The sequence below is a fragment of the Microbacterium sp. LjRoot205 genome, from assembly GCF_056175745.1.
Map to the genome: position 1 here is coordinate 324,653 of NZ_JBGFFH010000003.1, position 19,801 is coordinate 344,453.

23 protein-coding genes are annotated in these 19,801 nt (G+C 68.7%); 14 read left to right on the top strand and 9 right to left on the bottom strand.

What is annotated here, in order from left to right; genetic code table 11:
• Positions 1-13: 13 nt before the first annotated feature.
• Positions 14-1,696, bottom strand: a complete 1,683-nt coding sequence (gene pgi, locus AC04ME_RS09630; protein WP_475434723.1) for a glucose-6-phosphate isomerase — start codon at positions 1,694-1,696, stop codon at positions 14-16.
• 72 nt (positions 1,697-1,768) lie between these two features.
• Here pgi and AC04ME_RS09635 point away from each other — a divergent pair, with 72 nt between their 5' ends.
• Together AC04ME_RS09635 and AC04ME_RS09640 are read left to right on the top strand one after the other, a co-directional pair.
• Positions 1,769-2,788 carry a hypothetical protein gene (locus tag AC04ME_RS09635; RefSeq protein WP_475434724.1) on the top strand — a complete coding sequence of 340 codons (1,020 nt, stop codon included), beginning with the start codon at positions 1,769-1,771 and terminating at the stop codon, positions 2,786-2,788.
• Between the two features lie 50 nt (positions 2,789-2,838).
• Positions 2,839-3,171, top strand: coding sequence for a DUF7882 family protein (locus AC04ME_RS09640; RefSeq protein ID WP_042537301.1), 333 nt, complete (start codon positions 2,839-2,841; stop codon positions 3,169-3,171).
• A 1-nt stretch (position 3,172) separates the two neighbouring features.
• Here AC04ME_RS09640 and AC04ME_RS09645 read toward each other — a convergent pair whose 3' ends face one another.
• A complete protein-coding gene (locus AC04ME_RS09645) occupies positions 3,173-3,784 on the bottom strand; it encodes a flavodoxin family protein (RefSeq protein WP_475434725.1) in 612 nt (203 codons plus the stop codon).
• A 105-nt stretch (positions 3,785-3,889) separates the two neighbouring features.
• Here AC04ME_RS09645 and AC04ME_RS09650 point away from each other — a divergent pair, with 105 nt between their 5' ends.
• Positions 3,890-4,093, top strand: a complete 204-nt coding sequence (locus tag AC04ME_RS09650) for a hypothetical protein (RefSeq protein ID WP_042537303.1) — start codon at positions 3,890-3,892, stop codon at positions 4,091-4,093.
• Here the strand turns inward: AC04ME_RS09650 and AC04ME_RS09655 are convergent, their stop codons facing one another.
• From AC04ME_RS09655 to AC04ME_RS09665, 3 genes are read right to left on the bottom strand one after another with little or no spacing between them, the layout of a single operon-like run.
• Complete coding sequence (locus tag AC04ME_RS09655; protein WP_042537304.1) at positions 4,094-4,696, bottom strand: GNAT family N-acetyltransferase; 603 nt, start codon at positions 4,694-4,696, stop codon at positions 4,094-4,096.
• 8 nt (positions 4,697-4,704) lie between these two features.
• Complete coding sequence (locus AC04ME_RS09660; RefSeq protein ID WP_475434726.1) at positions 4,705-5,172, bottom strand: ImmA/IrrE family metallo-endopeptidase; 468 nt, start codon at positions 5,170-5,172, stop codon at positions 4,705-4,707.
• A 21-nt stretch (positions 5,173-5,193) separates the two neighbouring features.
• The gene (locus tag AC04ME_RS09665) at positions 5,194-5,571 is read right to left on the bottom strand and encodes a helix-turn-helix domain-containing protein (protein WP_228385547.1); all 378 of its coding nucleotides are present in this window, start codon (positions 5,569-5,571) and stop codon (positions 5,194-5,196) included.
• A gap of 94 nt (positions 5,572-5,665) precedes the next feature.
• Between AC04ME_RS09665 and AC04ME_RS09670 the strand changes: the two genes are divergently transcribed.
• The 3 genes from AC04ME_RS09670 to AC04ME_RS09680 are packed head-to-tail and all read left to right on the top strand — an operon-like array spanning position 5,666 to position 7,269.
• Entirely contained in the window at positions 5,666-5,884 is a 219-nt protein-coding gene (locus tag AC04ME_RS09670; RefSeq protein ID WP_309690185.1) for a helix-turn-helix domain-containing protein, read from the top strand.
• Positions 5,885-5,893: 9 nt separating this feature from the next.
• Positions 5,894-6,823: an aldo/keto reductase gene (locus tag AC04ME_RS09675; RefSeq protein ID WP_042537306.1), complete on the top strand. Its 930-nt coding sequence runs from the start codon at positions 5,894-5,896 to the stop codon at positions 6,821-6,823.
• Between the two features lie 38 nt (positions 6,824-6,861).
• Positions 6,862-7,269: a PLD nuclease N-terminal domain-containing protein gene (locus AC04ME_RS09680; RefSeq protein ID WP_042537307.1), complete on the top strand. Its 408-nt coding sequence runs from the start codon at positions 6,862-6,864 to the stop codon at positions 7,267-7,269.
• Here AC04ME_RS09680 and AC04ME_RS09685 read toward each other — a convergent pair.
• Genes AC04ME_RS09685 through AC04ME_RS09695 form a run of 3 tightly spaced genes read right to left on the bottom strand, consistent with a single transcriptional unit; the run spans position 7,266 to position 9,499 of the window.
• The gene (locus AC04ME_RS09685; protein ID WP_475434727.1) at positions 7,266-8,252 is read right to left on the bottom strand and encodes an epimerase; all 987 of its coding nucleotides are present in this window, start codon (positions 8,250-8,252) and stop codon (positions 7,266-7,268) included. The genes AC04ME_RS09680 and AC04ME_RS09685 overlap by 4 nt on opposite strands.
• Positions 8,249-8,878, bottom strand: coding sequence for a DUF4166 domain-containing protein (locus AC04ME_RS09690; RefSeq protein ID WP_367823432.1), 630 nt, complete (start codon positions 8,876-8,878; stop codon positions 8,249-8,251). Before AC04ME_RS09690 ends, AC04ME_RS09685 begins: the two co-directional genes overlap by 4 nt.
• A gap of 9 nt (positions 8,879-8,887) precedes the next feature.
• Positions 8,888-9,499, bottom strand: a complete 612-nt coding sequence (locus tag AC04ME_RS09695; protein WP_475434729.1) for a TetR/AcrR family transcriptional regulator — start codon at positions 9,497-9,499, stop codon at positions 8,888-8,890.
• Between the two features lie 110 nt (positions 9,500-9,609).
• On the opposite strand from AC04ME_RS09695, the gene AC04ME_RS09700 reads away from it, so the two are divergent.
• Positions 9,610-10,416 (top strand): sugar phosphate isomerase/epimerase family protein, encoded by an 807-nt coding sequence (locus tag AC04ME_RS09700; protein WP_042537313.1) that lies wholly within the window; start codon positions 9,610-9,612, stop codon positions 10,414-10,416.
• Positions 10,416-11,555, top strand: coding sequence for a Gfo/Idh/MocA family protein (locus AC04ME_RS09705; RefSeq protein WP_056373521.1), 1,140 nt, complete (start codon positions 10,416-10,418; stop codon positions 11,553-11,555). The genes AC04ME_RS09700 and AC04ME_RS09705 overlap by 1 nt, the downstream gene beginning before the upstream one ends.
• Before the next feature lie 29 nt (positions 11,556-11,584).
• Here AC04ME_RS09705 and AC04ME_RS09710 read toward each other — a convergent pair whose 3' ends face one another.
• Positions 11,585-12,781, bottom strand: a complete 1,197-nt coding sequence (locus tag AC04ME_RS09710) for an ROK family transcriptional regulator (protein WP_042537317.1) — start codon at positions 12,779-12,781, stop codon at positions 11,585-11,587.
• Between the two features lie 113 nt (positions 12,782-12,894).
• Here AC04ME_RS09710 and AC04ME_RS09715 point away from each other — a divergent pair, with 113 nt between their 5' ends.
• The 6 genes from AC04ME_RS09715 (at position 12,895) to AC04ME_RS09740 (ending at position 19,788) form a co-directional block, all read left to right on the top strand.
• Positions 12,895-14,004: a Gfo/Idh/MocA family protein gene (locus tag AC04ME_RS09715; protein WP_042537319.1), complete on the top strand. Its 1,110-nt coding sequence runs from the start codon at positions 12,895-12,897 to the stop codon at positions 14,002-14,004.
• Positions 14,001-15,509, top strand: a complete 1,509-nt coding sequence (locus tag AC04ME_RS09720; RefSeq protein ID WP_475434733.1) for a sugar ABC transporter ATP-binding protein — start codon at positions 14,001-14,003, stop codon at positions 15,507-15,509. Before AC04ME_RS09715 ends, AC04ME_RS09720 begins: the two co-directional genes overlap by 4 nt.
• Positions 15,506-16,588, top strand: a complete 1,083-nt coding sequence (locus AC04ME_RS09725; RefSeq protein ID WP_475434735.1) for an ABC transporter permease — start codon at positions 15,506-15,508, stop codon at positions 16,586-16,588. Before AC04ME_RS09720 ends, AC04ME_RS09725 begins: the two co-directional genes overlap by 4 nt.
• The gene (locus tag AC04ME_RS09730) at positions 16,585-17,643 is read left to right on the top strand and encodes an ABC transporter permease (RefSeq protein WP_311878412.1); all 1,059 of its coding nucleotides are present in this window, start codon (positions 16,585-16,587) and stop codon (positions 17,641-17,643) included. Before AC04ME_RS09725 ends, AC04ME_RS09730 begins: the two co-directional genes overlap by 4 nt.
• Before the next feature lie 2 nt (positions 17,644-17,645).
• Positions 17,646-18,854 carry a substrate-binding domain-containing protein gene (locus tag AC04ME_RS09735; RefSeq protein WP_042537324.1) on the top strand — a complete coding sequence of 403 codons (1,209 nt, stop codon included), beginning with the start codon at positions 17,646-17,648 and terminating at the stop codon, positions 18,852-18,854.
• Between the two features lie 82 nt (positions 18,855-18,936).
• Positions 18,937-19,788 (top strand): sugar phosphate isomerase/epimerase family protein, encoded by an 852-nt coding sequence (locus AC04ME_RS09740; protein ID WP_311878414.1) that lies wholly within the window; start codon positions 18,937-18,939, stop codon positions 19,786-19,788.
• Positions 19,789-19,801 lie beyond the last annotated feature (13 nt).

Here is a 19,801-nt window from a genome sequence, read left to right on the forward strand (position 1 = left end):
CGTCCGCCTCCACCTACTTCCGATTCGCGCGGTAGTACGCGAGCAGCGCCTTCGTGGACGCATCCTGCGCCTCGATCGCCGACTCGTCGCCGCCGATCGCCGGTGCGATCTGCATGGCGAGCTGCTTGCCGAGCTCGACGCCCCACTGGTCGAACGAGTTGATGCCCCAGATCGTGCCCTGGGTGAACGTGATGTGCTCGTAGAGGGCGATGAGCTGGCCGAGGACCCGCGGCGTGAGAGCGGGCGCGAAGATCGAGGTGGTCGGGCGGTTGCCGGGGAAGGTGCGCGCGGCCACGAGTGCTCCCGTGGTTCCCTCGGCCTCGACTTCTTCGGCGGTCTTGCCGAAGGCCAGGGCCTTGGTCTGTGCGAGGAAGTTGGCCAGGAACAGCTCGTGCACGTCCTGACCGTCGTCGGTCAGCGGGTACGCCGGGTTGACGAAGGCGATGAAATCCGCCGGGATCAGCCGCGTGCCCTGATGGATGAGCTGATAGAACGCGTGCTGGCCGTTGGTGCCCGGTTCTCCCCAGAACACCTCGCCGGTGTCGGTGGTGACGGGGGTGCCGTCCCACCGGACGGACTTGCCGTTGGACTCCATCGTCAACTGCTGCAGGTAGGCCGGGAACCGACTCAGCTGCTGCGCGTAGGGCAGCACTGCGTGCGACTGAGCACCGTGGAAGTTGACGTACCAGACGTTGAGCAGGCCCATCAGCACGGGGACGTTGCGCTCGAGCGGGGTCGTGCGCACATGCTCGTCGACGGCGTGGAAACCGGCCAGCAGCTCACGGAACGCATCAGGACCGAGCGCGATGGCGAGCGACAGCCCGATCGCGGAGTCGACCGAGTAGCGACCGCCCACCCAGTCCCAGAACCCGAACGCGTTCGTCGGATCGATGCCGAACGCGGCGACCTTGTCGAGCGCGGTGGACACCGCCACGAAGTGGTGTGCGACGGCGTCGGTGCGGGCGTCGTCGTCGTCGTCGGAGATGGCGCCGGAGGCCTGGAGCCCGGCCCACAGCCAATCGCGCGCCAGACGGGCGTTGGTGAGCGTCTCGAGCGTGGTGAAGGTCTTCGACGCGACGATGAAGAGCGTCGTCTCGGGGTCGAGGTCCGAGGTCTTCTGCGCGAGGTCTGTCGGATCGATGTTCGACACGAACCGGGCCTCGATGCCGGCATCCGCGTAGGGCTTCAAAGCCTCGTACACCATGACCGGCCCGAGGTCGGAGCCGCCGATRCCGATGTTGACGACGTGGGTGACGCGCTTGCCGGTGATGCCGAGCCACTCGCCGGCGCGAACCCGGGCGGCGAACGCGCTGAGCGAGTCGAGCACGGCATGCACATCGGCATCCACGTCCTGTCCGTCGACGACGARCGCGGGGGAGGCCCCGGCCGGTCGGCGCAGTGCGGTGTGCAGCACAGCCCGGTCTTCGGACGTGTTGAGATGGCTCCCCTCGAGCATCGCGGCGTAGCGCTCGGCGACACCCGTCTGCTCGGCGAGGCGCAGCAGCGCGGCCAGAACCTCATCGGTGACGAGGTTCTTCGACAGATCGACATGGAGGTCCGCGAGCGGGAACGAGAGACGTTCAGCGCGGTCCGGATCGGCGGCGAACCAGCCCCGCAGATCGGCGGTGATCGACTCGCGCAGTGCGGCGAGCTCGGACCAGGCGGGAGTGTGTGTCGGATCAACAGGAGCGGTCATGGATCCACGGTACTGCCGCACGCGACCCGATGCGCCCGCGATGACGTCGGGTCTCGTCCTAGGATTGCTGCGATGACCGACACCGCGCCCGAGACGACCTCGGAGAGGCGGCTGAGGCGCGAGATCGGTCGCCGGTTCGTGCGTGCTCCGTTGGCATGGGGACTGCTGTTCCTGATCGCCGCGATGGTCTGGACCATCGCGGGCGACGACCTGAGCTTCTTCCCGTTCCTGCTCATGCTGCTCGGTGGCTGGAGCGTCGCGTTCTCGTTCGTCAACGCGACGATGGAGATGCGCCCGGTGCGCACCGGCGTCGCGGTGCATCTCGGTGTCGCGGTCGGCCTGACTGCCGCGATGATCCTCGTGATCGAGTCCGACGACGCGCTGCTGGTAGGGCTGCCCGACCCGGTGCGCGCGGTCGTCGTCGTGCTGCAGATCGCCGCCGGCCCCGCAGCCGGGTGGATCTGGCTCGGGCTCCTCTCGCGCCTCACCGATCTCATCAGGCGACGCGATGCGAAGCGACGACCGCCTCCCGCCGCACCCGAGTGGGAGCGGGAGGAGGGCCGCGACGGCTCCGGCGTCGAGTTCACGGCCCTCGACCTGCGGATGCGGACGCTGACGCTCGCCATCGTGGGCGTGGTCCTGGCCGTCGGCCTCGCGGGAACGGCTCTGCTCATCGCCTTCGACGACGCGGTGATGCGGGTCGGGGCCCGTCTCGCGATCATCCTGATGGGCGTCGTCGTCGGCCTGCCGATCTATCTGCTGCTCAGAGGAGTGCTGCGCCGTCGTACGCTCTCGTGCGGCGTCGCATTCGGCACTGACGAGCTGCGCATCCGTGCGGGGACAGCGACGCACCGCATCCCGTTCCGTCACCTGCAGCACCTCGTCTGGCGAACCCGCTCGGACTACGCCCGCATCGAGGTGCGGGGTGCGGGCGTCGACCTCTCGCTGATCGCCGGGCTCGCCGCACCGTCGCCGGGCCGCACCGGCGAGCTGCCCGCGCTGCCGCGCCGGGTCTTCCGCCGGCTCGAACTCGCGGGAATGCGCGTCGAACGGTCTCGCCGTGATGAGGTCGTGACGTTCCGTCGCGTCTGATCACGCCTGCGTGTACACGATGACGCGTACCCCGGGGTACGGTTTCCTTCATGGGAAGACTGCGATATGACGGCACATCGGAGCCGATCCTCATCGACGACGAGACACTGGCTCATCTGAAGGTCGTCGTCGGCACGAAACTCCGCCGCCAGGAGAGCTTCATGATGACCTGGCTTCCTTCCGAGGGCGGCGATCCTGGGCGCGTCACGGTATGGATCCACCCGGCGATCCCCCTGCAGTTCCTCTTCACGTCAGCGGAACCCCAGGCCATCCAGAAGCCCCGCGTCGAGGAGATCATGCACGCGCTCAACGCGACCGGGGAACTCGTGATCGACGACTACGTGCAGGCGAAGATCGCCGACGGGAGCAAGGCGAAGTCCTGACCTAGTCGGCCGGGTAGCCGTCCGCCTTGAGCAGGCCTGCCAGGCGCGCCGCGTTGCGCGCGGCTGTCGCCGTCGCCTGCGCGACCTTCTCGGGGGTCTCGTCGAGATCCTTGTAGTCGACGGTCTGCATCGCCTCCCCGTTCCAGTAGACGGATGCCTGGGCAGGCACGGAGTATCCGACGTCGTTCAGAGACTGGAACAGGATCGCGGCGATGTGGTGTGCGCCGTCCTCGTTGCCGACGATGCCGGCGATCGCGACCTTGTCGAAGAGGATCGGTCGTCCTGCGTCGTCCGTCTCGCTCAGCTCCGCGTCGAGGCGTTCGAGCACCCGCTGGGCGACACTCGACTGCTGTCCCATCCAGGTGGGCGTCAGGAGAACCAGGATGTCGGCGGCATGAACCTTCTCGCGCAACGTGGGCCACTGGTCGTCTCCGCCCATGTCGGCCTCGACGCCGGGGCTGATGACGTGGTCTACGGCGCGCACGAGCTCGCCGGTCACTCCGTGCTCGGCGAGCGCTGAGAGGATCTGCGAACCGAGAAGGTCGGTGCTCGATTCCGCGGGGGACGGCTTGAGAGTGCAGGAGATGGCGAGGGCAGTCAGTTGTGCGGTCATCCCTGCACGAAATCATCGTCGACGCCGATAGCCCAGGGGGTTCCGTCGCTGGCAGGTGTGCGCTAGACGGTATCCTGGATGACGGCCGCTACGACAGGAGATCCCGTGATCCTCAGCTTCATCTTCTTCATGATCCTCTTCCTCGGAGGCATCTGGCTCATGGGGCTCGCGCAGTCGCTCGAGGACTTCCAGGCGATCGTCTTCGTCGGTGGACTTCTCATCACCAGCCTGTCGCTCGCATTCATGATGCGTGCAGGTGGTTCGGCCACTCGTCGCAAGGACAACTGGTCGGGCAACGCCACCGAGTGATCAGCGTCGTCTGGCCAGCCTCGCCTCGAGGTTGGCCCGCACTGCGGGCCATTCCGGTTCGATGATCGAGAACTCGACACTGTCGCGCAGTGCGCCGTTGCGGTACCGGCTCATCGCGCGCATGACGCCGTCCTGCTTCGCTCCCAGGCGTTCGATCGCGGCGCGCGACTGGAAGTTGACCCACTGAGTGGTCAGGCCCACCCGGAAGACGCCGAGCTCTTCGAATGCGTGCCGGAGCAGCAGCAGCTTCGACTCGGCGTTGGTGCCCGTTCCGTGCGCCGACGGGCGGTTCCAGGTGTACCCGATGTGCAGCCGTGGGACGTCACCCTCGAGGTCGTAGTACGAGGTGAGGCCGAGGATGCGCCCCGAGGCGTCGAACGCCGTGAAGGGGATCATGCCACCGCTCTCGATCAGACCGATGCGACGGTCGATCTCGGCGGCGAGTCCGTCGGGAGAGGGCACGGAGGTGTACCAGGCCTGCTTCCACAGATCGCCCTCGCGCAGCGCGTCGAGGAGTCCGTCGTGATGCGAGGTCTCCAGCGGGCGGAGCTCGACGAGGCGTCCGGTGAGCGTGATCGGGGCCGGAGTGGTGCGGAAGGTCATGCAGCCATTCAATCAGCGCGGCGCCCGGTGGCGGATCCCGCGATCAGGGTGCGGTGCTCCCACTGGCCTCGGCCCATCTTCGCGCCGACGTACGTGGCGTCGCCGACGCGGCGGAGCAGCCGCTGGTAGGCGGTCACGATCTCGATCGTCACCCCCAGCTCGAACGCGAGGCTGGCCGGGTGGGTGCCTCGCGCCTTCTCGGCCTCGGCATAGGCGTCGGCGCTGACCAGCAGGCGCGCAGCCCACTCGTCGGCGCGTCGCTCCTGTCGCGCACGGATCGACGGGTCTGCCGTGGCAGTGTGGCCGAGCACGGCGTGCGCCAGCTCGTGGGCGATCACGCTGCAGGTCGCTCTCCGGCTGAGTCCGGGGGAGACGCGGATGGTCGCCGTCTGCGGTTCGTAGCCGCCGTGGCACCGACCTCGGCGTTCGACGAGGTGCAGCCCGTTCTGTTCGAGCAGGCGGAGGAGGGCCTCCATGGTCCTCCTCGTCGCAGGTCGTCAGTCGTAGAGATCGTCGGTGTCGTCGGCGTGGGCGAGGGGAGACTCGAACGCGACTTCGGATCGATCCTCGCGTCGACCACGGACATCGGTGCGGGGGTGGAGCGGGGTGATGGTGGCGCCGCCGCGCTCGACCTCGGAGCGAAGCCGCTCTTCTGCACGGGTGATCATGATGTGGGGAGCGATGTCGAGCGACGCGCTGACCGCGTACACGATGGGGACCGGGATGGAACGCTTGCCCGTGACGTAATTGTCGAGCGCGCTCCTGGCGATGCCGATCTCGCGTGCCATCGCGGCGATGCTGCTGCCTGCGGCGCCGATCTCGGCACGGAGCTGGCGGCCGACTGCCGCGTTGAACTGCTCACCCGGTGTCTTCACGTGAGTCACGATAGCACCGAGATGAAGCCAGGATGCCGTCATACTGGCGCCATCGATGCTTGATGTGCTACGCCTGCGGCGATACTGTCTATGAATGACGACAGATGTGCGACGTGTGGTGGCTGACGCGGTCGAAGAGGAACTGCTGCGGGCTGGGCGCAGCAGCCAGTGGCTCTCGGCGCGCGTGGGCATCACCGGCACCGAGCTGCGCCAGAAGCTCGCGGGCGAGGTCGACTTCACCGTCACCGATCTGGCCGAGATCGCGCAGGCGCTCGGCATCGCAGTCGCACAGCTCACCCCTCGTCCGCACTAGCGTGGGGGTATGAAGACCATCCCGTTCGGATCCGCCACTGCCCCCGCCGTCGTCGCCGGAATGATGCGCATCGATGACAAGGATGACGCGCAGATCCGCGAACTCTACGACACGGCCCGCGGCGCGGGCATCGACTTCTTCGACCACGCCGACATCTACGGCGGAAGCATGCACTTCTGTGAGGGCCGCTTCGCCGAGGCGCTGGGGCTGAGCGCCGCCGAGCGCGACGAGATCGTGCTGCAGACCAAGTGCGGCATCAACCCCGCTGAGGGCACGTTCGACTTCTCGTACGATCACATCGTCCGCCAGGTCGAGGGGTCGCTCGCGGCGCTGCGCACCGAGCACATCGACGTGCTGCTTCTGCATCGCCCGGATGCGCTGGTCGAACCCGAAGAGGTGGCCAGGGCGTTCGACGAGCTCGAGGCCGCGGGCAAGGTCCGCGCGTTCGGCGTCTCGAACCACACCCCTCGACAGATCGATCTGCTCCGCACCGCCGTCACCCAGCCCCTGGTCGCCAACCAGCTGCAGCTCTCGATCACGCACGCGCCGATCCTCGCGCAGCCGGTCGCCGCGAACATGGCCGGCGAAGACCAGAGCATCGTCCGCGACGGTGGCGGCATCGTCGAGTACTGCCGCATCAACGGCATCACGATCCAGGCCTGGTCGCCGTTCCAGGGCGGATTCTTCACGGGCGTCTTCCTCGGAAACCCCGAGTACGCGGAGCTCAACGGGGTGATCGATCGTCTGGCGGCGTCGTACGGAGTCGCACCGATCGCGATCGCGACGGCGTGGATCACGCGTCACCCCGCCAAGATGCAGGTCGTGCTCGGGACCACGACTCCGCAGCGCGTGCAGGATGCCGCAGCGGGTGCCGACATCGAGCTCACCCGGGCCGAGTGGTACGAGCTGTTCCGCGCGGCCGGTCACCTGCTGCCCTAGCAGCGGCAAGACGCGGCCCGGTCGTCTACCCTGAACGCATGCCGTTCCTGTTCTCGCTCCTCGTCATCGCGCTGATGGTCGGCGCGATGGTCGACATCATCCGGAGAGACGACGCGCAGGTGAGGTACCTGCCGAAGATGGCGTGGGTCATCATCGTGATCCTGCTGCCCCTCATTGGCAGTCTGCTGTGGTTCGCGATCGGCAGGGAGTACTCCGAGGCCGGTCTTCGGATCCCGCGGATCCCCCGCATGCGGCCGGCTGCTCGACCTGCGGCTGCTCGACCTGAACCGCGCCCGACACCGCCCGTCGACGCCCGCAGCACCGAGCAGCAGATCGCCGATCTCGATCGCGAGATCGAGGAGTGGCGGCTGCGTCAGGAGATCGAGAAGCGCAGGCGCGAGGGCGGCGGTGACTCGTCGAGCGGGACGACTGACGCGCCTCGCTAGCGGACGCGCTCGAGATCGAACGACTCCCGCAGGGCGTCTTCGAGGTCCGGGTACGCGAACTCGAAGCCGGCGACCGTGAGCTTCTCGGGGATCACCCATCGGCTCTTGAGGATCAGCTCGGTCTCGGTGCGGATGGCGATGGCGCCGAGCTCGAGCATCCACCGGGGCATCGGCGGTCCGATGCGCACTCCGAGCACCCGCCGGACGGTCGCCATGAAGTCGGCGTTGTCGGTCGGATTCGGGGAGGCGGCGTTCACAGGGCCATCGAGCGTCGGCGTGACCTCGAGGAAGTCGATGATGCGGGCGATGTCCTCGACGTGCACCCAGCTGAACCGCTGCCGACCGCGGCGCGCTCCCGGGCGGTGCGCGGTGCCGGCGGCCCGGCGCGCGCGACTGATCGGCCACCGGCCGTCGTGCTGCGCCCCGCCGAGGCCGAGTCGTGCCAGGTTCTTCAGCGGGCCGAGCACGCCTCCGTGGCCCAGTACGATCGCGCTGCGCAGGGCCACCCGACGCGTGTGCGGCAGATCGTCGGCGAACAGGGCGCGCTCCCATGCCTTCGCGACCTCGACGGAGAACCCTGATCCGATCTCGCCCGACGACTCGGTCATCGGTCGCTCCTCCGCATGGCGGTAGATCGTCGCCGTCGACGAGTTGATCCACAGCGGGGGAGGACTCGCGGCTCTTGCGATCGCGGAGCTCAGCGACGAGGTGGTGTCGAGACGCGAACGGAAGATCGCCGCGCGGTTCTCGGGCGTGTAGCGGCAGTTCACGCTCTTGCCCGCAAGGCCGATCACGAGCGATGCGCCGTCGACGGCTCGATCGATCGCCGCCTGGTCGCCCCAGGAGATGTCGGCGCCCGAGCGCGAGATCGTGATGACCTCCCGCCCGGCTGACTGCAGGTGCGGGATCAGGTACTGCCCCATGAAACCGGTCGAGCCGCCGATCACGACGGGGCCTGACGCGAGGGGTGTCGGATCTGTCACGGAGTCTCGCTCTCGATCGCGTACTCGAAGAAGCCGGTGTACTCGTAGACGCGACCGAGCAGAGGGGCATCGATGGTCATGTTCACGTGGTGCCGTTCACGCTGCTCGTCCCAGCGCTCGACGAGGCCGATGCGCGGACGAAGGAAACGCGGGGCCGCGATGCGCAGCCGCCCGAAACGCATCCCGACGCGGCGGATGGTCAGCACGACCGCGCCGTCGCGCACGTCGATGTCGAAGGTCGTGACGACCGTGCGATGAGGGCCGATCTCGTTGCGCAGGATGCGGTTCGCGCCGAGCGAGACGATGTCGGGCATGACCCACGTGCGCCCCGGAAGGTCGAAGTGCCTCACCGCCAGGGCCTCGCCCGCGACCGTGCGGTTCTCGATGCGGAACGGCACGTCGTGCTCCCACCCGGCGAACGCGACTCCGAGAGACTCCGCGATGCGGAACACGGGCCAGAGCCAGCGGTGACGGGATCCCGCGGTCGTGAAGACCCCGGTGCCGACACCTACGTGGCCTTCGGGGATCGTGCGGAAGTACCAGGCGGTCTTCGGGTGGAGTTCCGAGATGCGGTCGCCGAGCGCGCGCTCGTAGGGCGAACGTCGATCCGTGCCTGGTGCTGTCACGCCTTCACCCTATCGAGCGGTCGGCCGCAGCAGCCGGTCGAGCAGCGCGAGCGCCTCGTGCTGCGGGGCGGTGTCATCGAGCAGCCACTGCGTCTGCAGGCCGTCGGAGGCGGCAACCACCAGGGCGGCGACGGCCTCGGCATCCACGTCCTCCCGCATGCGTCCGGTGCTCTGCTGCTCCCGCACGACCGCGGCCATGTCCGCTCGCAACCGCGCGAATCGGGTCGTCGCGAACTCGCGGGCGGCCGGGTGCCCTTCTTCGAGAGCGGCGGCGACCAGCATCGAATACAGCTGCACGAGACCGGGGACCTCGCGGTTGGTGCGCGCGGACTCGATCATCCGCTCGACGGGGGTCGCATCCGGCTGAAAAGCGTCGGGATGCTGGCGCTCTGGTGCCGTGCTCTCCTGGTAGACCGCGACGAGCAGCTCTTCGAGCGACCCGAAGTAGTGCGTGAGGGCTGAGTGGGTGACGCCGACGGCGCTCGCGATGGAGCGCAGGCTCGTGCGGTCGGCCCCGCGCTCGGCGAAGACCTCGATGGCGCGATCGAGGATCTCGTGGCGACGGGCGATGCCCTTCGCATACGCACCGCGTTGCCGTGGGCGATCCTGATCGTCGGTCATGGTGAGAGTGTAACGACATGAAAACTTCCGCGCGGAGGTATTTGGTGATAGCGTGCTCGGACAGACGGGCGAAGACGGCCCGCACGTCACCGACGACCGAAGGAGACCCCGTGGCGATTCAGACTTCCATCCAGCTGTTCACGATCAAGGATCAGCTCGAGACCGACCTCGAGGGCTCACTGAAAGAGGTCGCCGCGCGAGGCTTCACGGCCGTCGAGCCCTATGACTTCGTGCGCCGTGCGCAGCCGCTCGCCGATGCGCTGGCCGACGCGGGTCTCACCGCGCCCTCGGGTCACGCGTTCCTCGCCTCCGAGTCGTTCGTGAACCCGGACGGCAGCGGCACCACGCTTCCCGTGCCCTCGCCCGCTGAGGTGTTCGCCGCCGCGAAGGTGCTCGGCATGGACACGGTCATCGACCCGTACACCGAGCCCGCGCGCTGGGAGACGGTCGAGCAGATCGAGGAGACCGCACGTCTGCTCAACGAGGCGGCCGCCGTGGGTGCCACCGTCGACGTGCGCGTCGGCTATCACAACCACGCCCACGAGCTCGAGGCCGTCTTCGACGGCGTCACCGGACTCGAGGTGCTCGCGGGCCTGCTCGACGAGCGCGTCGTGCTCGAGGTCGACCTGTACTGGGTCGCCCGCGGCGGCGTCGACCCGGTCGCACTTCTGCAGCGTCTGGGCGACCGGGTCATCGCCGTGCACGCCAAGGACGGCACGCTCGATCCCTCGCTGCTGAGCGCCTACCCGCCCGCCGACCAGGTCGCGGCAGGAGAAGGCGTGGTCCCGCTGGTCGAGGCCATCGCCGCGGCCCCGGCACTCGAGCTCGCGATCGTGGAGTTCGACCACTTCGACGGTGACCTCTGGGACGCCATCGAGCGCAGCCGCGTCTACCTCGACGAGAAGGTGGCCGGCTGATGGCGATCGGCAACGGGCCCGTCGGCGTCGGCATCATCGGCGCGGGCAACATCAGCGACCAGTACCTGTCGAACCTGACCACGTTCCCCGACGTGCGGGTGCTCGCCATCGGCGACCTGCTCGAGGAGCGCGCGAGGGCGCAGGCCGAGAAGTACGGCGTCCCGCGGGCGGGCGGCGTCGAGCTCGTGCTGAACGACCCCGAGATCGACATCGTGGTGAACCTGACGATCCCCGCGGTGCATGTCGAGGTGTCCGAGGCGATCCTCGCCGCAGGCAAGCACGTGTGGACCGAGAAGCCGATCGGCGTCAGCCGCGACGAGTCGCTGCGCCTGCTGCAGAAGGCGGATGCCGCGGGGCTGCGCGTCGGCGTCGCGCCCGACACGGTGCTTGGGCCGGGTGTGCAGACGGCGAAGCGCGCCATCGCCCGGGGTGACATCGGTCGTCCGCTGTTCGCCCAGACCACGTTCCAATGGCAGGGGCCGGAGATCTTCCACCCGAACCCCGCGTTCCTGTACGCCAAGGGCGCGGGGCCGCTGCTCGACATGGGGCCGTACTACGTCTCGGCTCTCGTGCACGTGTTCGGACCGGTCGCCGCCGTCGCCGCGCTCGGTCTCCAGGGCAGCCCGACCCGCACCGTGCAGGTCGGCGAGCTCGCCGGTCAGGAGTTCCCCGTCGAGATCCCGTCGACGCTGAGCGTGCTGATGGACTTCGAGCAGGGTGGACAGGCGCAGAGCCTGTACAGCACCGACTCGCCGCTGCTGCGCACGGGCATCGTCGAGATCACCGGCACCGAGGGGACGATCGTGATCCCCGACCCGAACACCTTCGGAGGCGAGATCACCATCACCCGGCCGCTGACGCAGGCCTTCGTGCCGCCGGCGCCCATGACGCAGGAGGTCGTCGACGTGGTCCAGGAAGGCGTGCTCTCGGGTCGCGGCGTCGGTCTGCTCGACATGGCGCGTTCGATCGCCGCCGACCGCCCGCATGTCGCGACCGGTGAGTTCGGCTACCACGTGCTCGACACCCTGCTGTCGATCGAAGAGGCCGCCGAATCGCGCAGCTTCGTGCAGGTCGCGAGCACGATCGACGAGGTCGGCTCACTCGACGCCGACTTCGACCCGTTCGAGGCGACGCTCTGAGATCGGCCGATGTGGTGACGAGGGCGCGGTCAGCGCGCCTTCGTCACCACATAGCGGTCGACGCTCGCGGGTGAGAGCACCTCGCGGGCGACCATGATCGCGGCCCCGAGCACGGCGGCCCTGTCGCCCGCCTGCGACTGCACGATGGCCAGATGCTGGGTCGCCAGCGGGATGGACCGTCTGTAGACGACCTCGCGCACCCCGGCGAGCAGGTGCTCGCCGGCCCTGGCGATGCTGCCGCCGAGCACGATGATCGACGGATTGAGCAGATTGACCACCGTCGCCAGGACCTCGCCCACATCGCGTCCCGCCTGCCGTGTCGCCTCGATGGCTGCGGCATTGCCGGAGCGCACCAGCTCGATCACATCGGCCGGGCTGTGCGCCTCGTGCCCCGCGCCGCGCAGCGCCGTCGCGAGGGCCGACCCGCTCGCGAGCGCCTCGAGGTCGCGCTCGTCGCCGGGTTCCCTGGTGGACCCGGCCACTCTCGGCACCTGGACATGCCCCATGTCGCCGGCTGAGCCCTGCGCCCCCCGTTGCAGCTGCCCGCCGGCGATGATGCCGGCTCCGATGCCGGTCGAGACCTTCACGAAGATCAGGTCGTCGACGTGCGGCCACATCGTCGCGTGCTCGCCGAGGGCGAGGATGTTCACGTCGTTGTCGACCAGCACCGGCACGTCGAACGTGCGCTGCACGTAGCCGGGGACGTCGAAGCGGTCCCAGCCGGGCATGATCGGAGGGTTGGTCGGCCGACCCGTCGAGTGCTCGACGGGCCCGGGCACGCCGATCCCGATGCCGAGCAGCGGGATGCCTACGGCCGCCGGAGTCTCGAGCAGGGTCGCCCCGTCGGCGAGGATCACGTCGAGCAGATTGTCCGGTCCGTCGGCGATGTCGATCGTGCGTGTGCGCGAATCGAGGATCACGCCGGCGAGATCCGCGACGGCGATCGTGGCATGGGTGGCGCCGAGGTCGACGGCGAGCACGACTCCGGCGCGGGAATTGAAGGCCAGCCGCGCCGGCGGACGCCCGCCGGTCGAGACGGCCTCGCCCGCAGGGCGAAGGAGGTCCGCGGCGAGCAGGGCGTCGACGCGCAGCGCGACGGTCGAACGGGCGAGGCCGGTGATGGCTGCGAGCTCGGCCTTGGTGCGAGCGGTGCCGTCGCGAAGGATCTGGAAGATCTCGCCGGCGCCGGGGTTCGCTGCCGCGGCGGTGCGGAGTGCGTCGACCATTGCGTCAGTAAACCACAGACTTGGAACAGGGCTCGATCGACTTCCGATTCGTTACAAAGAACTTTTGACGGAGGTCTAGCAAAAGTCGGAGCGCCTGTGTCAGACTCACCCGCATGACAACGGATGTCACTGACACCGGTCTCGGGACGATCCGAGCCGGCATCCTCGGCGGGGGATTCATGGCACGCGTGCATCGCACCGCGGCCAGGGACGCGGGCGGCGAGCTCCGCGCCGTCGCCACCCGCTCCGCCTCGGGCGGACGACTGGCCGCAGACGAACTGGGTGCCGCGCGCGCCGAGGTCGATGCCGCCGCGCTCCTCGACGCCGACGACATCGACGTCGTGCACATCTGCACCCCCAACGCCACACACGCCGCACTGGCACTCCGAGCGCTCGAGTCCGGCAAGCACGTCATCTGCGAGAAGCCCCTGGCCACGAACGCCGCAGACGCCCGCAGGCTCGCCGAGACCGCGGCGTCGCGAGGGCGGGTCGGCGCGGTTCCCTTCGTCTACCGCTACCACCCGATGGTGCGCGAGGCGCGTGCCCGCGTCGCCAGGGGAGACATCGGCGAGCTTCTCACGCTCGACTGCTCGTATCTGCAGGACTGGATGCTGCATCCCACCGACGACGACTGGCGGGTGCGCTCGGCATCCGGCGGGTCGTCCCGGGCGTTCGCCGACATCGGTTCGCATCTGTGCGACCTCATCGAGTTCGTGATCGGCCAGCGCATCAGCGCGCTGAGCGCGCGCACCCGCAGGGTGTTCGACGAGCGAGCGGGCCAGGCGGTCGACACCGAGGACATCGTCGCGATCCTCGTCGAGACGGAGTCCGGTGCCCTCGGCACGCTGCTCATCTCGCAGATGGCGGCCGGACGCAAGAACGCTCTGACGCTCGAGCTGCACGGATCCAGGCAGACACTCCGCTTCGAGCAGGAGCGGCCGGAGGAGCTGTGGATCGGCATGCGCGACGAGTCACGACTGCTGCTGCGCGATCCCGCCACGGCCGCGCCCGAATCGGCCCGCCTGCAGCGGGTGCCCTCGGGGCACGCGATGGGCTACCAGGATGCCTTCAACGGCTTCATCGCCGACGTGTACGCGGCGATCGGCGGTGCGAACCCCGAGGGACTGCCGACGTTCGAAGACGGGTTCCGCTCGGCCGTGCTGACCGAGGCGGTCCTCGCCTCCGCGGCCGCTGACGGACGATGGACGGAGGTGGCGGCATGACCGCGACGATCACCCAGCCGGTGCTCGAGGTGTCGGGCATCCGCAAGTCGTTCTTCGGCGTCGAGGTGCTGAAGGGCATCGACTTCGACGTGCGTCCGGGCGAGGTGCACGGCCTCGTCGGCGAGAACGGTGCAGGCAAGTCGACTCTCATGAAGATCATCGCCGGGGTGCAACCCGCCGACGACGGCGTCGTGCGGTACCGCGGCGGAGAGGTGCGGTACGCGCACCCTCGACAGGCGATGGACGACGGCATCGTGACCGTCTTCCAGGAGTTCACCCTGCTGCCCGAGCGCACGGTCGCGCAGAACGTCTACCTCGGACGCGAGCCGCGCCGTGCCGGGTTCGTGGATCAGAAGGCGATGGTCCGCGGCACCGGCGAGCTGCTCGCCGATCTCGGTGTCTCGTTCATCGACCCCCAGGCGCGGGTCGGGTCGCTGACGGTCGCGGAGCAACAGATCGTCGAGATCGTCAAGGCGCTCTCGTTCGAGGCGCAGGTCATCTCGATGGATGAGCCGACCGCCGCACTCAGCGATCGCGAGGTCGAGCTGCTCTACGCAATCATCCGTCGGCTCACCTCGCGCGGGGTGGCGGTGATCTACGTCTCGCACCGGCTGAAGGAGATCTTCGACCTGTGCGACCGCATCACGATCCTCAAGGACGGCGCTCTCGTGTCGACCGACGACACGGGCGCGCTGACGACCGAGGAGCTCGTGCGCCGCATGGTCGGCCGCTCGATCCAGTCGTACTACCCGGATGCCGTGGCGGGCACGGTCGTGGGGGAGCCGCGTCTCGAGCTCGACGGCTGCGGCAACGCCTTCGTCGACGGGGTGTCGCTGACCCTGCGCGCGGGGGAGATCGTCGGACTCGCGGGACTCCAGGGCTCCGGGCGCACCGAACTGGTCGAAGGCGTCTTCGGGATCGACCCGTTCGTGCGGGGCTCGATGCGGGTCGACGGCTCACCGGCGCGCATCACGAGCGCCAGGGCGGCAGTGCGCGCCGGGTTCGCGCTCGTCTCGGAGGACCGCAAGGCCCAGGGGCTCGCGCTGGGGCAGTCGGTGCTCGACAACGCCCTGCTCGTGACCCGCAGCGTCTTCGCTGCTCGCACCGCCTCGTCCAGGCGGGAGGTGCCCGGAGTGCTCAGCTCCCTGGAGATCAGCTCGAGGGGCGTCGACCAGGAGGTGCGGTTCCTCTCCGGCGGCAACCAGCAGAAGGTCGTCCTCGCCAAGTGGCTGCTCACCCAGCCGCAGATCGTGCTCTTCGACGAGCCGACCCGCGGCATCGACGTCGGTGCGAAGTACGCGGTGTACCAGCTCATGCGCGAGCTGGCGGCTCAGGGCAAGGCGGTGCTGATGGTGTCGAGCGAGCTGCCCGAGGTGATCGGCATGAGCGATCGGATCCTCGTGATGCATGACGGCGAGCTCGTCGCCGAGCTGCCCGCAGGGTCGGCCGAGCATGAGATCCTCGGCGCGGCCACGGGCGCCACCATCGACGGAGGTGCACGATGAAGCGGCTTCGGATCGACTCGACGGTCATCGTCCTCGGCATCCTGATCCTGACCCTCATCGTCGGCGCCATCCTCGTCGGCACCGTGGGGCGCAACTTCTTCAGCCCCGGGAACATCCGCGACATCCTCACCGGCATGAGCGTGCTCGGACTCGTCGCGATCGGCCAGACCCTGGTGGTGCTCGGAGCATCGCTCGATCTGTCGGTGACCTACGTCGTGAGTCTCTCGAGCCTGCTGGCTGCGACGATCATGAACGGGAACCCCTCGAACGTGCCGGCGGCCGTCGCCCTCACCCTGCTCGTCTGCGCAGGCATCGGCCTGGTCAACGGCCTGATCGTCACCGTGCTCAAGGTCAACGGCTTCATCGCCACCCTCGGCGTGGGGCTCATTCTGCAGGGCATCCTCAACACCAACTTCGAGGGCTCGGCAGGCAGCGTGCCCTGGGAGTTCCAGCTCATCGGCGCCACCGGCGTCGGGCCCGTTCCCGTCTCGACGATCATCATGATCGCGCTCGCCGTGCTCGTCTGGTTCCTGCTCAACCGCACCCGCACCGGCGCCCACCTCTACGCGGTCGGCGGCGACCCGGAGATCGCCCGCCTGTCCGGGGTGCGCACCAAGCCGCCGCTGATCGCCGCGCACGTGCTGTGCTCGGTGTTCGCAGGGCTCGCCGGTCTGCTGCTCGCCAGCCGTCTCGGCGTCGGCAGCCCCACCGTCGGCCAGCAGGGCGGCTACGCGCTGCTGTCGATCGCCGCGGTCGTGCTCGGCGGCACGCTGCTGCTGGGCGGACGCGGCTCGATCTGGGGTGCGATCGGCGGCGTCGCGATCCTCGCGGTCGTCGACAACGTCATGAGCGTCATGCAGGTCAACCCGTTCCTGAAGGACGTCGTCCGCGGCGTCGTGATCGTCGCCGCGGTGGCGGTCTACAGCCGGCGCTCGATCGTCAGCCGCCGCCCGCGCTTCGGAGCAGGCGGCACGAGAACCGGGGGAGACGACGCCGCGAAGGCGGCCGAGTCCGAGATGGCGGCCGCCGCATCGGAGCTCGCCGATACGAACCCCGTGGCGGAAGGAGGACGCGCATGAACGCGCTGCGCACACTCGTGAGCCCTCGGGGCGCGGTGTTCCTGCTGCTCGTGATCCTGCTCGTGGCGGTCATGATCCTCAACCCGAGCTTCGCCGAGCCGGGCCAGGTCATGAGGTTCATCCAGCGCGTCGCCCCGATCGCGATCGTCGCCATCGGTCAGTACTTCGTCATCATCGCGGGCGAGTTCGACCTGTCGCAGGGCTCGCTGATCACGGCCCAGGTGATCATCGCCGGCAACCTCGTCGGGCAGGACGACTCGCGCACGATTCCCGTGCTGCTGCTCATGATCGTCTTCGGAGTGGTCGTCGGACTCGTCAACGGGGTCATCACGACGCTCCTCAAGGTGCCCTCCTTCATCGTCACCCTCGGCATGATGCTCGCCCTTCTCGGCGGCGTCATGTGGTGGACGGGCGGAGCGGCCACGGGAAACCCGGCAGACAGCTTCCGCGAGATCGGCCGCGGCGGCATCCGCGATGTGCCGCTGCTCGAGTTCATCCCGTGGGCGGTGTTCATCCTCATCGGCTGGCTCGCCCTCGGCATCTGGATCACCAAGCGCCCGCTCGGCAAGCTGCTCATCGCGGTGGGCGACAACGCCACGGCGGTCGACTTCGCCGGTGCGCGCAGCGCCTGGGTCACCACCCGCGCCTTCGTGATCTCGTCACTGTCGGCGACGCTCTCGGCCGTGCTGCTCGTGGGATACGCCGGGGTGCACCCCTCGGTCGGCCGCGGCTACGAATTCGTCGCGATCACGGCCGTCGTCCTCGGTGGCGTCGTTCTGGGCGGCGGTCGAGGCTGGATCGTCGCGGCGGCTGCCGGTGCCTTCGCTCTCGAGGCCCTCTTCATGCTGCTGAACATCGCCGGTGTCCCGTCGACGCTGCGAGACGCCGTGCAGGGCATCATCATCATCGCCGCCGTCGCATACTCCGCCGTGGCCTTCCGCGCACGGCGCAAGCGAGGCCCGCAGACCTCTCTCGATCTCCCGACCGCAGAACCCGCACAGACCGCAGAACCCGCAACAACCAGCACCATCCACACAGAAACCAGAGGAGATTAGCAATGCGACGATCAATGAAGATCGCCACCGCAGGGGTGGCTCTCTTCGGCCTCATCGCGCTCGCCGGGTGTACGACAGACCCGTCCGTGGCGCCGGCGGAGTCGGAGAACCCGGAGGAGTCGGCGGAGACCACCGAGTGGTTCGACCAGGAGCTCTTCGACAAGCAGATGGAGGAGCGGGGCGTCGAGCCCCAGGGCCCGGCGGACGAGCCGTACCTCCAGCACATCAACGCCGAGATGGTCGACACCTCGGAGTTCGCGAGCGAAGGGGCCAAGAAGGCGTGCTTCGCGAACGCCTCGATCTCGAACCCGTGGCGGCAGACGGGCTGGATCACGATGAACGAGCAGCTGAAGTCTCTGCAGGAGGCCGGCGCGATCAGCGAGATGGAGACCCGCGACGCGCAGGACTCCGATGACACGCAGATCGCCGACATCGACTACTTCATCTCGGAGGGCGACTGCGACGTCTTCCTCATCTCGCCCAACAGCACCGCGGCGATGACCCCGGCCGTCGAGCGGGCATGCGAGACCGGCAAGCCGGTGATCGTGTTCGACCGCGGCGTCGACACCGACTGCCCCGTCACGTTCATCCACCCGATCGGCGGATTCGCGTGGGGCATCGACACCGCCGAGTTCCTCATCGACAACCTCGAAGAGGGCGACAAGGTCGTGGCGCTCCGCATCCTCCCCGGCGTCGACGTGCTCGAGCACCGGTGGGCCGCGGCGGAGAAGCTCTTCGACGAGGCGGGTATCGAGGCGGTGGACTACTTCACAGGTGCGGACCCGGCAGAGATCAAGAGCATCATCAGCGACGAGCTCGCCAAGGGCGATGTCCAGGGCGTCTGGATGGATGCCGGTGACGGCGCTGTCGCCGCGATCGAGGCCTTCGAGGACGCCGGCGCCGATTACCCGGTGATGACCGGTGAAGACGAGATGAGCTTCCTCCGCAAGTGGAAGGACACGGGTCTCACCGGTCTCGCTCCGGTCTACTCGAACTTCCAGTGGCGCACGCCCCTGCTCGCCGCGCAGATGATCTTCGCGGGTGAAGAGGTGCCGAAGGAGTGGGTGCTGCCGCAGAAGCCGATCACCGAGGGAGAGCTCGACGACTACCTCGCCGCCAACGAGGGCATGCCTGACGGGCACTACGCGAAGTTCGGCGGGGAGAACCTCCCCGGCTACCCGACGGTGTGGCAGGAACGTCAGATCCCGTAACCCTCTGTGATGCTCCCGCCCTTCCCTCCGCGTCCCGCGGATGGGAGGGTGGGAGCACTCGCGTCATCCCCGAAGGAGCAGGATGCCTCGCACGATCGCCGTCAACACGTGGGTGTGGACGTCTCCGCTCACCGACGCGACGCTCGGACCGCTCGCGCGCAAGGCCGCCGACATGGGGTATCAGGCGCTCGAACTGCCGCTCGAGAGCATCGGGGACTGGGATCCGGCGCGATCCCGCGACGTGCTCGACGATCTCGGCCTCGGCGCCATCGTCATCGGAGCCATGGGGCCGGGGCGCTCGCTGCTCGCGCAGGCGGGCGACGTCGGCGCGACCCAGGACTACCTGCGAGCGTGCATCGCCGCAGCGGCGACGCTCGGCTCCGCCGTGGTCGCCGGCCCCTTCTACGCCCCCACGGGCGCGACCTGGCGGATGTCGGCGGATGAACGCGCCCAGATGGTGCGGGAGCTGCGCGAGAACCTCGAACCGCTGGCGTCGGATGCCGCCGATGCCGGGGTCACCCTCGCCATCGAGCCGCTCAACCGCTATGAGACCAGCGTGCTCAACACCGTCGAGCAGAGCCTCGACGCGCTCGCGCCGCTGCTCGGTGCGGGCGTGGGGCTCGCTCTCGACACCTATCACCTGAACATCGAGGAGAAGAAGCCGACGCAGGCCATCCGCGCGGCGGGGTCGGCGATCGCCCACGTGCAGGTGTGCGGCAGCGATCGGGGAGCGGTCGGCGACGATCACACCGATTGGCCGGAGATCCTGCGAGCCCTCGACGACGCGGGGTATCGGGGTCCGCTCGGGCTCGAGAGCTTCACGGGTGAGAACGCGACGATCGCGGTCGCCGCGTCCGTGTGGCGACCACTCGCGGAGAGTCAGGACGAACTCGCCGCACGCAGCATCCAGGCGCTGAGAGTGCTCGGCGCCTGAACCGTCACGCGAT

What these genes read in the sequence shown, in the direction of transcription:
- AC04ME_RS09635 (WP_475434724.1), top strand. Translation starts at nt 1,769, where the DNA reads ATGACCGACACCGCGCCCGAGACGACCTCGGAGAGGCGGCTGAGGCGC.
- AC04ME_RS09640 (WP_042537301.1), top strand. Translation starts at nt 2,839, where the DNA reads ATGGGAAGACTGCGATATGACGGCACATCGGAGCCGATCCTCATCGAC.
- AC04ME_RS09645 (WP_475434725.1), bottom strand. Translation starts at nt 3,784, where the DNA reads ATGACCGCACAACTGACTGCCCTCGCCATCTCCTGCACTCTCAAGCCG.
- AC04ME_RS09655 (WP_042537304.1), bottom strand. Translation starts at nt 4,696, where the DNA reads ATGACCTTCCGCACCACTCCGGCCCCGATCACGCTCACCGGACGCCTC.
- AC04ME_RS09660 (WP_475434726.1), bottom strand. Translation starts at nt 5,172, where the DNA reads ATGGAGGCCCTCCTCCGCCTGCTCGAACAGAACGGGCTGCACCTCGTC.
- AC04ME_RS09670 (WP_309690185.1), top strand. Translation starts at nt 5,666, where the DNA reads ATGACGACAGATGTGCGACGTGTGGTGGCTGACGCGGTCGAAGAGGAA.
- AC04ME_RS09675 (WP_042537306.1), top strand. Translation starts at nt 5,894, where the DNA reads ATGAAGACCATCCCGTTCGGATCCGCCACTGCCCCCGCCGTCGTCGCC.
- AC04ME_RS09680 (WP_042537307.1), top strand. Translation starts at nt 6,862, where the DNA reads ATGCCGTTCCTGTTCTCGCTCCTCGTCATCGCGCTGATGGTCGGCGCG.
- AC04ME_RS09695 (WP_475434729.1), bottom strand. Translation starts at nt 9,499, where the DNA reads ATGACCGACGATCAGGATCGCCCACGGCAACGCGGTGCGTATGCGAAG.
- AC04ME_RS09705 (WP_056373521.1), top strand. Translation starts at nt 10,416, where the DNA reads ATGGCGATCGGCAACGGGCCCGTCGGCGTCGGCATCATCGGCGCGGGC.
- AC04ME_RS09710 (WP_042537317.1), bottom strand. Translation starts at nt 12,781, where the DNA reads ATGGTCGACGCACTCCGCACCGCCGCGGCAGCGAACCCCGGCGCCGGC.
- AC04ME_RS09715 (WP_042537319.1), top strand. Translation starts at nt 12,895, where the DNA reads ATGACAACGGATGTCACTGACACCGGTCTCGGGACGATCCGAGCCGGC.
- AC04ME_RS09720 (WP_475434733.1), top strand. Translation starts at nt 14,001, where the DNA reads ATGACCGCGACGATCACCCAGCCGGTGCTCGAGGTGTCGGGCATCCGC.
- AC04ME_RS09725 (WP_475434735.1), top strand. Translation starts at nt 15,506, where the DNA reads ATGAAGCGGCTTCGGATCGACTCGACGGTCATCGTCCTCGGCATCCTG.
- AC04ME_RS09730 (WP_311878412.1), top strand. Translation starts at nt 16,585, where the DNA reads ATGAACGCGCTGCGCACACTCGTGAGCCCTCGGGGCGCGGTGTTCCTG.
- AC04ME_RS09735 (WP_042537324.1), top strand. Translation starts at nt 17,646, where the DNA reads ATGCGACGATCAATGAAGATCGCCACCGCAGGGGTGGCTCTCTTCGGC.
- AC04ME_RS09740 (WP_311878414.1), top strand. Translation starts at nt 18,937, where the DNA reads ATGCCTCGCACGATCGCCGTCAACACGTGGGTGTGGACGTCTCCGCTC.